The sequence below is a fragment of the Streptomyces sp. ActVer genome (assembly GCF_027270795.1).
GTDB lineage: Bacteria > Actinomycetota > Actinomycetes > Streptomycetales > Streptomycetaceae > Streptomyces > Streptomyces umbrinus_A.
Map to the genome: position 1 here is coordinate 1 of NZ_JAPWHT010000046.1, position 14,556 is coordinate 14,556.

13 protein-coding genes and 1 pseudogene are annotated in these 14,556 nt (G+C 69.9%); 12 read left to right on the plus strand and 2 right to left on the minus strand.

Annotated elements, in window-relative coordinates:
• The 5 genes and pseudogenes from O3Q52_RS10505 to obgE all read left to right on the plus strand — a co-directional run.
• Positions 1–775 (plus strand): annotated as a pseudogene (locus tag O3Q52_RS10505) (ribonuclease E/G); the annotation flags it as partial.
• A 279-nt stretch (positions 776–1,054) separates the two neighbouring features.
• On the plus strand, positions 1,055–2,407 hold the full coding sequence (locus O3Q52_RS10510) for a phospholipase D-like domain-containing protein (RefSeq protein ID WP_269648549.1): 1,353 nt from the start codon (positions 1,055–1,057) through the stop codon (positions 2,405–2,407).
• A gap of 220 nt (positions 2,408–2,627) precedes the next feature.
• A complete protein-coding gene (gene rplU, locus O3Q52_RS10515) occupies positions 2,628–2,948 on the plus strand; it encodes a 50S ribosomal protein L21 (protein WP_006374708.1) in 321 nt (106 codons plus the stop codon).
• A 14-nt stretch (positions 2,949–2,962) separates the two neighbouring features.
• The gene (gene rpmA, locus O3Q52_RS10520) at positions 2,963–3,217 is read left to right on the plus strand and encodes a 50S ribosomal protein L27 (RefSeq protein WP_006374707.1); all 255 of its coding nucleotides are present in this window, start codon (positions 2,963–2,965) and stop codon (positions 3,215–3,217) included.
• Positions 3,218–3,365: 148 nt separating this feature from the next.
• On the plus strand, positions 3,366–4,802 hold the full coding sequence (gene obgE / locus O3Q52_RS10525; protein ID WP_269648550.1) for a GTPase ObgE: 1,437 nt from the start codon (positions 3,366–3,368) through the stop codon (positions 4,800–4,802).
• Between the two features lie 261 nt (positions 4,803–5,063).
• Here obgE and O3Q52_RS10530 read toward each other — a convergent pair whose 3' ends face one another.
• On the minus strand, positions 5,064–7,148 hold the full coding sequence (locus O3Q52_RS10530) for a hypothetical protein (protein WP_269648551.1): 2,085 nt from the start codon (positions 7,146–7,148) through the stop codon (positions 5,064–5,066).
• A gap of 373 nt (positions 7,149–7,521) precedes the next feature.
• Between O3Q52_RS10530 and proB the strand changes: the two genes are divergently transcribed.
• The 5 genes from proB (at position 7,522) to O3Q52_RS10555 (ending at position 12,570) form a co-directional block, all read left to right on the plus strand.
• On the plus strand, positions 7,522–8,628 hold the full coding sequence (gene proB / locus O3Q52_RS10535; RefSeq protein ID WP_269648579.1) for a glutamate 5-kinase: 1,107 nt from the start codon (positions 7,522–7,524) through the stop codon (positions 8,626–8,628).
• A gap of 139 nt (positions 8,629–8,767) precedes the next feature.
• Positions 8,768–9,226 (plus strand): hypothetical protein, encoded by a 459-nt coding sequence (locus O3Q52_RS10540; RefSeq protein ID WP_055610583.1) that lies wholly within the window; start codon positions 8,768–8,770, stop codon positions 9,224–9,226.
• Positions 9,227–9,300: 74 nt separating this feature from the next.
• Positions 9,301–10,587, plus strand: a complete 1,287-nt coding sequence (locus O3Q52_RS10545) for a glutamate-5-semialdehyde dehydrogenase (protein ID WP_269648552.1) — start codon at positions 9,301–9,303, stop codon at positions 10,585–10,587.
• Between the two features lie 220 nt (positions 10,588–10,807).
• Complete coding sequence (locus O3Q52_RS10550; RefSeq protein ID WP_269648553.1) at positions 10,808–11,425, plus strand: hypothetical protein; 618 nt, start codon at positions 10,808–10,810, stop codon at positions 11,423–11,425.
• A 77-nt stretch (positions 11,426–11,502) separates the two neighbouring features.
• Positions 11,503–12,570 (plus strand): hypothetical protein, encoded by a 1,068-nt coding sequence (locus O3Q52_RS10555; protein ID WP_269648554.1) that lies wholly within the window; start codon positions 11,503–11,505, stop codon positions 12,568–12,570.
• 232 nt (positions 12,571–12,802) lie between these two features.
• Here the strand turns inward: O3Q52_RS10555 and O3Q52_RS10560 are convergent, their stop codons facing one another.
• A complete protein-coding gene (locus O3Q52_RS10560) occupies positions 12,803–13,933 on the minus strand; it encodes a M48 family metallopeptidase (protein WP_269648555.1) in 1,131 nt (376 codons plus the stop codon).
• Between the two features lie 89 nt (positions 13,934–14,022).
• Here O3Q52_RS10560 and O3Q52_RS10565 point away from each other — a divergent pair, with 89 nt between their 5' ends.
• The gene (locus O3Q52_RS10565) at positions 14,023–14,178 is read left to right on the plus strand and encodes a hypothetical protein (RefSeq protein WP_186000991.1); all 156 of its coding nucleotides are present in this window, start codon (positions 14,023–14,025) and stop codon (positions 14,176–14,178) included.
• 185 nt (positions 14,179–14,363) lie between these two features.
• Positions 14,364–14,528, plus strand: coding sequence for a hypothetical protein (locus tag O3Q52_RS10570; protein ID WP_269648556.1), 165 nt, complete (start codon positions 14,364–14,366; stop codon positions 14,526–14,528).
• The last annotated feature ends 28 nt before the right edge of the window (positions 14,529–14,556 follow it).

The window sequence follows — 14,556 nt, forward strand, 5'->3', positions numbered from 1 at the left end:
GGCCCCGGCCGGCGCGCCGAGGCCCGAGAGCCGTCGCCCCGAGCGCCGCTCAGAGGCCCCGACGGCCCAGTCCGTGACGCCGGAGGACGAGACCGAGCGTCCCGTGCAGCCCGAGCAGGCCGCCGTCGCGCAGGCCGAGCCCGTCGCCGCCGAGGACCCGGTGGTCGAGGCCCCCGCGCCCGCCGCCGTCGAGGACGCCGCCCCCAAGGGCCGTACGCGCCGTAGGGCGACCCGTAAGGCCACCGCGCCCGCCGGTTCGCCCAAGGCCGCGGAGGAGGCCGTGGTGACGGTCACCGAGCCGGTCGCCGCCCCCGTCGAGTCCAGGACGGAGCCGGTCGCCGAGCCCGAGCCGCAGCCGGAGCCCGCCGCGGACAGTGCCGCCCCGCCGCGTCCGCGCCGCCGTGCGGTCCGTAAGGCCACCGCTCCCACCGCGTCCGCGGAGACGGCCGTCATGGTCGTCCCCTCGGCCTCGGCGGAGGCTCCCGCGGAAGCCCGGACGGAGGCCGCCGAGGCTCCTTCCGAGGCCCCCGCGGAGGCGTCCGGCGACGGAGAGGCCCCGGCCAGGAAGACGGCCCGTAAGACGGCCAAGAAGGCGACCGCGAAGAAGGCCGCCGCGAAGAAGACGACCACGGCCAAGAAGACGGCCGCCAAGAAGACCGTGGCCAAGAAGACGGCGAAGACCGCCAAGACGGCCACGAAGTCGACGTCGAAGAAGACCGCGGCGGCGGAGCAGCAGACTCCGTCCACCGTCACGGCCTCCACCGACGAGGGCTGAGCACCCGCGCAACCGAAGACGCCCCCTGGCCCGCGGTCCGACCACAGGCCAGGGGGCGTTCGGCTGCTCGGACAACGCTCCGTCAGGGGAACCGAACTGCCGTGAGTTCCGCCCGGTTTGAGAGTTCCTGACATGTTTTCAGGAGCATCACGGTCATCACAATTACCCCCCGCCTCTTGGAAGGCGATCATCTACCTGTAAAACTCATGCAGTCATAGGCGTGAACACACGGGTGCGCGTTGGGGAGAACGCTCACACGTGTCAGGGGAGGGGATTGCAATGGCGCGCGTGCGCCTGAAGGGCACTGGGCGACACCGTGCCGTAAAGCCGGTCAAGGGCGGGCGCCAGGCTGTCGCGCTGGCGACGGTACTGTCCGCGGCGGGCGTCCAGGCCATCACGTCGACGGGAACGGCCGAGGCCGTGGACAACCCGGCGTGGACCGAGGGGCCGATCTTCAACGACCCGCTCGGCACGGCCGACGAGCAGACCGCGATCCGTACGAGGCTCATCGAGCTGACGAACGCCGCGCTGCCCGGCTCCACGATCAAGGTCGCGGTCTACCACGTGTGGGAGGCCTCGGTCGTCAACGCGCTCGTCGCGGCCAGGAACCGCGGCGTCGACGTCCAGGTGCTGCTCGACGAGTCCAGCATCAGCGACCGTCCCACCAACACCGCGTACGGCACGCTGGCCTCGGGGCTCGGCACGGACCGTACGCAGAGTTCGTACGTCGCGACCTGCCCGGAGAACAAGTCGTGCCTCGGCGACCCGAGGTTCGGGCAGTCGATCATGCACAACAAGTTCTGGCTGTTCTCGGCGGTCAAGGGCGCCACGAACGTGGTCGTCGAGACCACCTCGAACTCCACGCCGTCGGCGCACACCAAGTTCTTCAACGACGCGCTGCTGCTGCCGAACAACCCCACGATGTTCGACGCGTACGCGGACTACTTCGACACGATGGTCGCGCAGGACTGGGAGTCCTGGAACTACCGCACGGTGAGCAACGGCCTCTACAAGGCGTACTTCTTCCCGCGGGCCGGCAACACCCGGGCCACCGACACGGTGTACTCGATCCTCAACAACGTGACCTGCAAGTACAAGGACACCGCGGGGGTCACGCAGTCCACCAAGGTCCGGGTGGCGATCTTCAAGATCACGCGGCTTGCCATCGCGGAGAAGCTGGTCTCGCTGAAGAAGGCGGGCTGCTCCGTGAGCATCGTCTACGCGGAGTCGGACAGCGCCAAGAGCAGCGGTGGTACGGCGGGCACGTGGGAGAAGCTGCACACCACCGGCGGCCCGACCGTGCGCTGCTACAACGACGACCGGGACCCGCTGAACCCCGGCCAGAAGCTGTCGACGCCGTACATCATCCACTCCAAGTACATCCTCATCGAGGGCATGTACGACGGCGTGAAGAACAAGGTCAGCTTCACCGGCTCCGGCAACTACACGGGCCCGGCGCTGCGCGAGAACGACGAGTCGATCGTGAAGGTCGACGACGACGCCGTGCACGACATGTACAAGGTCCACTTCGACCGGGTGGCCAAGGCGGCCTATCCGGGCACCGCGGACACCACGGACCTGTGCAAGGGCGTGAAGCCGCTGCCCGACGACGGTGAGAAGCCGACCACGTAGGTCCCGGGCAGGTCCCGCGTACGTACTGGTCAGGAGCGGCCCCCGACCCGGTTTGACCCCCAGGTCGGGGCCCCGTAACCTTGACCCTCGGTGTGTTCACTGACGCACCGCATTCCCGTAAACCTCTTCCTCCCGGTGGCTCGCGCCCCGGGAGAGGCCGCCTGCTTTCCTCGGTGGCTGGACTGCGGGGATTCCGATTTCGAGCGAGAGAGAGATCCGCGTGTACGCCATCGTGCGCAGCGGTGGTCGCCAGCACAAGGTTGCTGTCGGCGACATCGTTGAGGTTGACAAGATTTCCACTGCCAAGGTTGGCGACACGGTCGAGCTCTCGACCCTGCTCGTTGTCGACGGCGACGCCGTGACGAGTGACCCGTGGGTCCTTGCCGGCATCAAGGTCCAGGCCGAGATCGTGGATCACCACAAGGGTGTGAAGATCGACATCCTTCGCTACAAGAACAAGACCGGCTACCGCCGTCGTCAGGGCCACCGCCAGCAGTACACGGCGATCAAGGTCACTGAGATCCCCGCGGCTGCGAAGTAAGGGACTGAGGAGAGATGGCACACAAGAAGGGCGCATCGTCCACCCGGAACGGTCGCGACTCCAATGCTCAGCGGCTCGGCGTGAAGCGCTTCGGCGGTCAGGTCGTCAACGCCGGTGAGATCCTGGTCCGCCAGCGCGGCACCCACTTCCACCCCGGCGCCAGCGTCGGCCGCGGCAAGGACGACACGCTGTTCGCCCTCGCCGCCGGTGCGGTGGAGTTCGGTACTCACCGTGGCCGCAAGGTCGTGAACATCGTTCCGGTCGCCTGACCGGATCTTTCGCGAGGCGGACCTCACTTCCCCCACGGGAAGCGGGTCCGCCTTTCGCGTGTTTTAACTGAGTAGTGATCACTGAGCGGCGAAGGCCGCCGGGTGATCATCGATGAGAGATTTCCGTACGTAACTGGAGGCACATCCCATGACCACCTTCGTGGACCGCGTCGAGCTGCATGTCGCCGCGGGTAGCGGAGGTCACGGCTGTGCCTCCGTCCACCGGGAGAAGTTCAAGCCGCTCGGCGGCCCGGACGGCGGCAACGGCGGCCGTGGCGGTGACGTGATCCTGGTCGTCGACCAGTCCGTCACCACGCTGCTCGACTACCACCACTCCCCGCACCGCAAGGCCACCAACGGCAAGCCCGGCGAGGGCGGCAACCGCTCCGGCAAGGACGGCCAGGACCTGATCCTGCCGGTGCCGGACGGCACGGTGATCCAGGACAAGGCGGGGAACGTACTCGCGGACCTGGTCGGCCAGGGCACGACCTTCGTCGCCGCACAGGGCGGCCGGGGCGGCCTCGGCAACGCCGCGCTGGCCTCGGCCCGCCGCAAGGCGCCCGGCTTCGCGCTGCTCGGCGTGCCCGGTGACCTCCAGGACATCGTCCTGGAGCTGAAGACCGTCGCGGACGTCGCGCTCGTCGGCTACCCGAGCGCGGGCAAGTCCTCGCTGATCTCGGTCCTGTCGGCCGCCAAGCCGAAGATCGCGGACTACCCCTTCACGACCCTCGTCCCCAACCTCGGTGTGGTGACGGCGGGTTCGACCGTCTACACGATCGCGGACGTGCCGGGTCTGATCCCCGGGGCGAGCCAGGGCAAGGGCCTCGGCCTGGAGTTCCTGCGCCACGTCGAGCGCTGCGAGGTGCTCGTCCACGTCCTCGACACGGCGACCCTGGAGTCCGACCGTGACCCGGTCTCCGACCTCGACATGATCGAGGAGGAGCTGAAGCAGTACGGCGGTCTGGGCAACCGGCCCCGTCTCGTCGTCCTCAACAAGATCGACGTACCGGACGGCAAGGACCTGGCCGACATGGTCCGCCCGGACCTGGAGGCGCGTGGCTACCAGGTCTTCGAGGTCTCGGCGGTGGCCCACACGGGCCTCAAGGAGCTCTCCTTCGCCCTCGCCGGCCTGGTCGGTGAGGCCCGTGCGGCCAAGCCCGAGGAGGAGGCCACCCGTATCGTCATCCGCCCGAAGGCGGTCGACGACGCCGGCTTCACGGTGGTCAAGGAGGAGGACGGACTCTTCCGCGTACGCGGCGAGAAGCCCGAGCGCTGGGTCCGCCAGACCGACTTCAGCAACGACGAGGCCGTCGGCTACCTCGCCGACCGGCTCAACCGCCTCGGGGTGGAGGACTCGCTGATGAAGGCGGGCGCCCGGCACGGTGACGGCGTCGCCATCGGGCCCGAGGAGAACGCGGTCGTCTTCGACTGGGAGCCGACGGTCATGGCCGGGGCCGAGATGCTCGGTCGCCGTGGTGAGGACCATCGGTTCGAGGCGCCTCGGCCCGCCGTCACGCGGCGACGCGAGAAGCAGGCGGAACGGGACGAGGCGGACCAGGAGTTCGACGACTTCGACCCGTTCTAGACCGCAACCGACCAAAACCGGGGGCTCCTCCCCCAAGCCCCCACGGTTTGTTTGTTCACTGCGGGCCGGTGGGGGCCGTTCGCGCAGTTCCCCGCGCCCCTGAAGATGGCTGGGGCCGACGGTCACCTGTCGCTTTTAGGGGCGCGGGGAACTGCGCGACCAGCCCCCGCCGCACCCGCACCCGAAAACGCACGCAAGCAAAACAGGAAGAGGGCCCGGAGATTCTCCGGGCCCTCTTCCACGTGCTCCCCGCGGCAGCGGCTACGCGTTGACGGAGTCGTCCGCCTCGTTCGGGTCCTGCGCGGCCTCCTCGGCCGCGTCCTCCTTCGCGGAGCGCGGGGAGGGGATCTCCGCGGCGAGGCGGGACTCCATACGGACACGCCGCTCGTCGGCCTTGGTGCACAGGTCGTCGATCGCCGCGTCGAAGCGCGCCAGCGACGGCGGGTCGGACGGGCCGAGCAGGTGCTCCTTGAGCTCGGCACGGGCCGCCGTGAAGTGGTCCTTCTCCGGGTGGCGGACCGACTCCAGAAGCGCCGGCACACCCTCCGCCCTGGGCGACAGGATGGCGCCCGCGGACACGGTCGGGAAGCCCGCACGGAACGCCGCCTCGGACATCCCCGAGGTGTTGGCGACCGCGTACGGCTTCTCGCTCGACAGCCAGTCGGAGACGACCGACGAGACATCGCTGATCAGCAGGTCCGCCTGGTTGAAGCAGGCGAAGATGGCCGGCCGCGCGTCCGTGATGATCTGGTGCTCCCACTCCGGGAAGGACGCCCAGTAGGCCTTCTCCCAGGCCAGCGTGGCCTCGACGATGGCCGCCTCACGGTCGCCCCGCGGCGTGCCCTGGAGCAGCATCCGCTCCATCTCGTCCGCGCTCTCGCGGAAGTCGGTGGACGTGAGCTTGTCCAACTCGGCCGTGCGGCGCGTCAGTTCGGCGGCGGCACCGGCGTCCGGACGGGGGCCCGACCGCAAGGCGCCGGCCTCGCGGATCATCGCCATGATTCGCTGGTTCGCGGCGCCGGCGCGCGGGTCGACGGAACCGGTCATCGGGTGCGGCTTGTAGAGGAGCCGTACGCCCTCGTCGGCGAGCAGCCGCTTCACGATGTTCTCGCCGGCCAGTACCACCGAGGTGTTGCCGGGGTTGCCGTCCCAGCCCTCCCACGTGGGGGCGTACAGCACGGTCGTGTACGTACCCGTGGGCGCCCCGGAGTAGGGGCGGATCGGCGCCAGCTGCGGGCGGCCGACCTCCACGATGTCCTTGTCCTCGACGCCGACCTCGGCCAGCGCGTACCGCTCGCGCGCCGCGGGACCGGCCACCCACACCTCGTCGTACGCCTTCGCGTACGGGTTGCAGGAGGACAGCTTGTCGGACTCGCCGTGGTTGATGAAGGCGTGCTTGATCGTGGGGATGCGCAGGACCTGCGAGGTCTTCGCGGCGTTGGCCGGGTGCAGCATCATCTTCAGCGTCGAGTTCTCCAGCGAGAACATCGTCGAGACCTTGGGGAAGCAGATGACCGGGACGTCCGTGGCGTCGATCTTCTGCACCATGAAGCGCTCACGCAGCACGATCAGCGGCTTCGCGTCGACCGAGGAGAGCGTGGAGAGCCACATGTTCGCCTGGTACGCGGAGGTCGTACCGCCCGAGAAGTACATGGCGACGGTCGGCCGGTAGTCGGCCAGCCACTTGTCCAGCCACTCCATGACCTTCTGCTCGCTCTTGGCGCGCTTCTTCGGCAGCAGCCAGGTGGCGAGGTAGGCCGTGCCGCCGCCGATCAGGACGAGCGCGATGCCGACGCCGATGGCGCCCCAGTACGCGTCCGTGGTGGCCGCGGTGACCATCAGGCCGGCCGTGGTCGGGATCGAGAAGGTGAGCAGGCGGTGACCCGGGCGACGGGCCAGGACGCGCGGCGGCGCGGCGCTCAGGCTCAGCGCGGACGCGTCGATGTTGCGGGTGACGATCGGCAGCGTACGGGTGCGGCGGACCACGACCGCGGCGGCCTGGCAGGCGAAGTGCAGAGCGTAGAAGACGCACATCGCGACCAGCAGCGGAGCCTGCTCGCGCGTCGGGTTGATGCCCTCGATCCGCAGGAGCCCCACCAGGATCAGCATGTCGCGCAGCAACTGCCGGACCGTGACGTCGAAGCGGACCTTGCCCAGGAGTGAGAGCAGACCGGGGTCCCGGTACTGCAGGAACACGTCGAGGGCGAGCCCGGCGGCGCTCGCGGCGATGAACACCGGGACGTTCGGCAGCAGAGCGGAGACGATCTGCGCCGTGAAGAGCGCGAACATCGAGAGCAGCGCCGACAGCTGCACGATGCGGCGGGGGGCGAGTCCGGCGGAAGGCACGGAATGGGCTCCTGCGAGGGATGGGGGGAAGCATGGGGGTCGGCCTCGTCGTGCCTCGCGAATCTCCGCGATTTCTCGCGGATCCTCGTGCGAGCGGGAAGCCGATCCCTGACCGTATGACTTCGGCGGGCCCGCTAGCAATCTTGCGTGAGATCATTCACCGTATTTCCTGCTAAAAAGACTGGAACCTGTGAGCTGGTTCTCTCGTCTTGCTCACTCGGGTCTCCCGCGGCCCCCGGTCCGTCCGCCACTCGAAACGCGGCGGCGCCGGCCACCCTCGGTCACGTAGATTGCACAGACCGGGCTGGTCGGAACATTGGGGTACAGCGTGTCAGCGGCAAGGCAGGCGGCAGTGCAGGCGGCGAGGCCGGGAGTGGCGGAGGCCCGCAGGATCGTCGTCAAGGTGGGCTCCTCTTCTTTGACCACCGCGTCCGGAGGCCTCGACGCCGACCGCGTGGACGCCCTCGTGGACGTCCTCGCCAAGGGCCGCAGTGGCGGTGAGAAGGAGATCGTCCTCGTCTCGTCCGGCGCCATCGCCGCCGGCCTCGCCCCGCTGGGCCTGCGCCGCCGTCCCAAGGACCTCGCCCGACAGCAGGCCGCCGCCAGCGTCGGCCAGGGCCTCCTGGTCGCCCGCTACACCGCCTCCTGCGCCCGCTACGGCGTCCGCGTCGGCCAGGTGCTGCTCACCTCCGACGACATGAGCCGCCGCGCCCACCACCGCAACGCCTCGCGCACCCTCGACAAGCTCCTCGCGATGGGCGCCCTGCCGGTCGTCAACGAGAACGACACCGTCGCCACGGACGAGATCCGCTTCGGCGACAACGACCGGCTCGCCGCCCTCGTCGCCCACCTCGTCCGCGCCGACCTGCTGGTCCTCCTCTCCGACGTGGACGGGGTGTACGACGGCGACCCCAGCAAGCCGGGCACCTCGCGGATAGCGGAAGTGCGCACCCCGGTCGACCTCGCGCACGTCGACATCGGCAGCGCGGGCAAGGCCGGCGTCGGCACCGGCGGCATGGTCACCAAGGTCGAGGCGGCCCGGATCGCGGCCGCGGCAGGCATCCCCGTCGTGCTGACGAGCGCGGTGCACGCCGCGGACGCACTCGCGGGCCGGGACACCGGCACGTACTTCCACGCCACGGGCCGCCGCTCCGCCGACCGGCTCCTGTGGCTCCAGCACGCGTCCACCCCGCAGGGCGCCCTCACCCTCGACGACGGGGCCGTGCGCGCGGTCGTCGAGCGGCGTACGTCCCTGCTGCCGGCCGGCATCGCGGGCGTCGAGGGCGACTTCACCGCGGGCGATCCCGTCGAACTGCGCGACAGCGCGGGACGGGCGGTCGCCCGGGGGCTGGTCAACTTCGACGCCAAGGAGATCCCGCAGCTGATCGGCCGCTCGACGCACGAGCTGGCCCGCGAGCTGGGTCCCGCGTACGAACGCGAAGTCGTACACAGGGACGATCTGGTGCTGCTCCACCCGTAAACGGCCGAAAGGAAGGCCCCCGCCGGTGGACGTTCAGTAAAACCGTCACACGGAGGCTTCCCACCTGCTCAACTTTGTTTCAGGGAGACCCCCTCAGTCCGAGCGGACCCATTGCGTAAAGGAGGCCGTCGTGAGACGAGTGCGCCCTGGGGCGGCGGCGTCCCGCGGTGGTGTCGGCTCCCGGGTGGCCGGCGAGGAGCGGGCCCTGACCAGCGTCGCGGCCGGCGACACCTACGAGGTCGAGGAGCCGCAGGACCTGCCGAGGCTCTGGCACGTCACGCTGAGCGTCTCGGGTGCCGAGGCCCCGCTGAAGGAGGTCAGGCGCGGTCTTGAACAGCTCGCCCACGACCATCCCTTTCTGCTGACCAGCCGCTATGCCAACGACCACGCGGAGATCCGCTACTGGGAAGAGGCACGCGACCTGCACGACGCCGCCGCGGTCGCGCTGCGCCTGTGGGGCGAGCACCGCCAGACCGCGAAACTGCCGCCCTGGGAGATCGTCGGCCTGGAGGTCATCGACCGCGAGACCTACCACCAGCGCATCGCCGAGGGATACGGACCGCTGCCGGCGACACCTGTGGGCGTACACCCTTTCTAGGGGCATTTCAGGACCTGTCTCGCGGTATGGGACAACGGCTGAACACCTCTCGCGGGCGCACTACCCTGCGGGATATGACCACGCTCTCGCCGTACGACTCGATGTCCCCGGTCACCCAGGCCGCCTACCGTGCCAAGGGCGCCGCCGCCGACCTCGCCCCGCTCCCGCGGGCCGAGAAGGACGACGCGTTGCTCGCGATCGCGGACGCGCTGGAAGTCCGTACGAGCGAGATCGTCGAGGCCAACGCCAAGGACGTCGAGCGCGCCCGCGAGGCCGGCACCAGCGAGTCGGTCATCGACCGGCTGACGCTCACCCCCGAGCGGATCCGCGCGATCGCCTCGGACGTGCGCGACGTGGTGGCGCTGCCCGACCCGGTCGGCGAGGTCGTCCGCGGCTCGACCCTGCCGAACGGCATCGACCTGCGCCAGGTCCGCGTCCCGCTCGGTGTGGTCGGGATCATCTACGAGGCCCGCCCGAACGTGACGGTCGACGCGGCAGCCCTCTGCCTGAAGTCCGGCAACGCGGTCCTGCTGCGCGGCTCGTCCTCCGCGTACGAGTCCAACACCGCCCTCGTACGGGTCCTGCGCGACGCGGTGGGCGGCTCGGGCCTGCCCGCCGACGCCGTACAGCTTGTGCCGGGCGAGGGCCGGGAGTCCGTACGGGAGCTGATGCGCGCCCGCGGTCTCGTCGACGTGCTCATCCCGCGCGGCGGCGCCTCCCTGATCCAGACGGTCGTCCAGGAGTCCATCGTCCCGGTCATCGAGACCGGCACCGGCAACTGCCACGTCTACGTCGACGCGCAGGCCGACCTCGACATGGCGATCGACATCCTGATCAACTCCAAGGCGCAGCGGCCCAGCGTCTGCAATGCCGCCGAGACGCTCCTCGTCCACCAGGACATCGCGCCCGAGTTCCTGCCGCGCGCCCTCGACGCCCTCGCGGACGCCGGCGTCACCGTGCACGCCGACGAGCGCGTCCTCGCGTACGCCAAGGACTCCAGGGCCGCCGTCGTCGAGGCCACGACCGAGGACTGGGACACCGAGTACCTGTCGTACGACATCGCCGCCGCCGTCGTCGACTCGCTCGACAAGGCCGTGGCGCACATCCGGCTCTGGAGCTCCGGGCACACCGAGGCGATCGTCACCACCTCGCAGCAGGCGGCCCGCCGGTTCACCCAGCTGGTCGACTCCACGACGGTCGCCGTGAACGCGTCCACGCGCTTCACCGACGGCGGCCAGTTCGGCTTCGGCGCCGAGATCGGGATCTCCACGCAGAAGCTGCACGCGCGGGGGCCGATGGGGCTGCCGGAGCTGACGAGCACCAAGTACATCGTCACCGGGGACGGGCACATCCGCCGCTGAGAGGGCCGCCGGCTCGCCAAGGGCATGGGCCTTCGGCCGGCGGGCCGTGGGCTCTCCGAGGACTCGCCGAACGGGCTCCTGGGGGCGGGGCCGGGGCCCCTCCTGGACGCGCCGAGAGGCGCTCGGGGAACTCGCCGAGAAAACCCCGCACGGAGTGTTTGGGGGCTTCGCCCGGAAAACGTCTCGTCAGGCGGATGAATTTCCATACCGTCTGCCCAAATTGACCACCCCGGTCTACTCTGGATCCGTGCCGGAGGACGTGGGGGGCACGCCGTTCCCTGACGGCTGGGAGCCCGACGACGACCGCGACCGCGGGGGTGCGGACGAAGAGTTCGCCTCCGTGGTCTTCGACGAGGCCTTTGTACGGGCGGCAACGGTTCACGAACCGACCGCAGTCGAGCGCCTCCTGGCCGCTGCCCAGGCGAGAGCCGAGGCCTCCGAGGCCGAAGCCCGCCGGACACACCCCCGGGGGGTACGCGGTGACGACGAGCTCTTCGGCGACGGATTCGGACCCGACGGACGTGGTGATTTCGGCCACGACCCGGATCTGGACGACCTCGACGACCGCGACGTCCTGCACGGCGGCTACGGCCATCCTGGGACGTACGGGAAGCAGGCCCGCTGGCACCGTCCCGTCGCCTGGATGCTCGCCCTCGTGATGGGGATCGGCATGGTCGCGCTCGCTTTCACGGCGGTCTACCGGGGAGCTTCCTCGGGCAGCCGGGACCAGGTCCCGCCGCCCGCGTCCACAGGCCTCGAACAGGGAAGCGGAGTGGGTCCCTCGGCCTCGGCCGACTATTCCCAGCCAGCCGTCTCGGCGGTGCCGCGCACGCCGTAGGGCTTCCGTGAGGCCCTGTCAGAACTTGTCGTGTACCAGGGCGTTTACCGGAGGTCCTCGCGACCTACTCTGAATGTATGGGCGGACCTGGAGACCCACCTGAGGGGAGCCCCGAGGGTGCTCCTGGTGGTGGCGAGGAAGAGTATCGATCCGTCGTCTTCGACGAGTCGTTCGTCCGCGCTGCCCGCCTCCAGGAGTTCTCCGCGCAGGAGCGGATCGGCGATCATGCCCCGGCCGTCCGCCGCCGTCCGCAGATGCGCCGTGGCCTGTCCCGGCAGGCGCTGATCCTCGTCCTGCTGATCGCCGTGGCCTTCGGCACCGCGATCTACATGGGCGTACGTCATCCGTACCAGACGCCCGCCGCCAAGCATCCCGAGCCGCTGCGGATGACGGTGATACCGCTCGCCCCGCAGAGCGCCGTGCCCGGCTCCACCGACATCGACTCGCTGTACGCGCACAGCCCGGCCGACCAGTTCCGCATCGGCGCCGAGGGCATCACGCTGCCCGCCTCCCGGCGCACCGCCCACTTCTCCGACAGCCAGGTCGTCACCGCGCTGACCACGGCGAAGGACTACCTGGTCGAGTCCTCCCTCGACCCGGACGTCCTCACCGGCGGCGCCACCCGGTCCGTGCGGATACGGCTCGACCCGCAGCAGCTCGACCAGTTCGACCAGAGCTTCGAGCGGCCCACCGCGGACGGGCGGCACGCGCCCACCGGCTGGCTGGTTCGCTTCGACCCCAACCAGGCGGAGCTGGCCGACAGCAAGATCCGGGTGCAGGGCACGCTGTCGGCCGCCGAGACCGACTCCGACACCCTTGAGGTCAGCGCCGACCACACCTTCGTCTACGCCCTGCGGCCGACCGGCTCGGACGAGAAGGCCAAGGCCTCGCTGTTCACCGTGCGACGCGAGCTGCACTTCCGGTTCGACCGCGACGACCTGCGCATGCGCCAGGCCGAGCTGGTCGTCTCGTACGTCCAGGCCGGGCCGCTGGCCTGCGCCGAGGACGCGACGAACCATCTGCGTCCGCTGCTCGCGGGCGAGACGGCCAGGGCGGGCGGCCCGGCCGGCACCGACCCGTATGCGACGGGCAGCGCCACGTCTCTGTGCGGCTCCTTGGCGGCCAGTGCCCAGCCGAAGCTGTAGTTCGGCCTCCTGTGCCTTCTGGCTCCCTGGGCCGCCGTGCCCCGAGCCGTGGTTCGGGCCTGAGCGGTAGCTCCGGCCCCGGCTTCTGGCTCCAGCCTGCTGTGGCTGTGGCTGTGGCTGTGCTTGTGGCTCCGGCTTTTCCCCGGGGGTCGGGATCGCGGCGCGCCCGGGCTCGGGCCGGCCCCGGCCTTCAGGGGCCGTGCAGAGCCCGGGCTCAGGGCGCTTCCCGCGCTCAGGCCCTGCCGTTGCTTCCGTTGGGGCTTTCGTCGTCCGGGCGGTCGGTGGGCGGCTGGTCCGTGGGGGAGCTGCTGCCGCCCCCGCTGCCGGTCGCGAAGCCGCCGAAGCCGCGCCGGACCCGGCCGCCGAGGCCGCCCGCGCCGCCCGCGATGTCGCTGACCAGCTTCATCAGCGGGTCCTTCGAGTTCTTGACGTCGGTCGCGTAGCTCGCGGCCGACTGGCGGAAGGAGTCCGTGACCGAGGTGTCCCCGTCCTCGTCCCGGCGCGGGTAGTGGCCGTCCATGATCCGCTGGTAGTCGCGGGACTCGGCCCACTTCTTCAGCTCGGCCGCCCGGACCGTGGTGAAGGGGTGGGAGCGGGGCATGACGTTGAGGATCTTGAGCACCGAGTCGCGGAGGTCGCCCCCGGCCTCGTACTCCTCGGCCTGGGCGAGGAACGCGTCCACGTTCATCTCGTGCAGGTGGTTGCCGCCCGCGATCTTCATCAGGCCGCGCATCGAGGCCTTCAGGTCCTGGCCGACCAGGAGACCGGCGCGGTCCGCGGACAGCTCGGACTTGCGGAACCACTCGCGCAGGGCGGTCACGATCGCCATGATCGCGAGGTTGCCGAGCGGGATCCACGCCACCCGCAGGGCGAGGCTGGTCAGGAAGAGCAGGATCGTGCGGTAGACGGAGTGGCCGGACAGGGCGTGGCCCACCTCGTGGCCTATGACCGCCCGCATCTCCTCCTCGTCGAGCAGCTCCACGAGGCCGGTGGTGACGACGATGATCGGCTCGTCCAGGCCGATGCACATCGCGTTCGGCTGCGGGTCCTGGTTGACGTACATCGGCGGGACCTTCTCCAGGTCCAGGATGTAACAGGCGTCGCGCAGCATGACGTTCAGGTGCGCGAACTGGGCGTCCGAGACGCGCACGGAGTCCGACAGGAACAGCAGCCTCAGACTGCGCTCCGGGAGCAGGCCGCTGAGCGCCTTGAAAACGGTGTCGAAGCCGCTGAGCTTGCGCAGGGCGACCAGGGCCGAGCGGTCCGCCGGGTGTTCGTACGCCCGGGAGGAGATCCCCTCGAAGCGACGGCGCTGCCTGCTCGGTACGTTCTCGTGGCTTTCTTCTGGCATGTGGTCCCCCATGCGTTTGATTGCCTTCTGTGCCCCCAAGGCGGGGCCCAGCCTAGGCGGAGATACCGTGGACGGGCAGTACAGCGAAGGAGTCGTACATCATGGAGCATCTCCCCGAGCCCTGGCTCACCGAGGCCGCGAGCGCCGCCCAACAGCAAGGGGCGGGGAATCTCCTCCGTGTCGTGCTGATCGTGATGGTCGTCGGCTGTGTGCTGACTGCCTGGTTCCTTCTGCGCGGCTACAAACGGGACGAGTGAGGCCGGGCGGAAGGTTCCCGACCCCTTAGACCCACGGAAGGTTCCGGACGGTTGAGAGGGGGGAAGGATCTCTCGGCCGACGCCGGGCGGTCCCGACGGCGGAGTCGGAGTGATACCGGCGACAGCCCCCGCTTACGATGTCCGGAAGTCTTTATCCCGCCCACACCGGATAGGTCCTGCCGAAGATGAGCATCCACAGCACCGCTGCCCAGTTGGTCACATTCGCCGCCGAGGGCGAGGAGCGCGGCGGCAACCACGAGAGCCTCAGCCCCTATCTGACCGGCGGCGGGGCCTTCTTCATCCTGATGATGCTGCTGTGGATCACCACCCGCTTCAACCGGGACCGCTGACGCCCGCGCGACCGGACCCGTCGTCGGG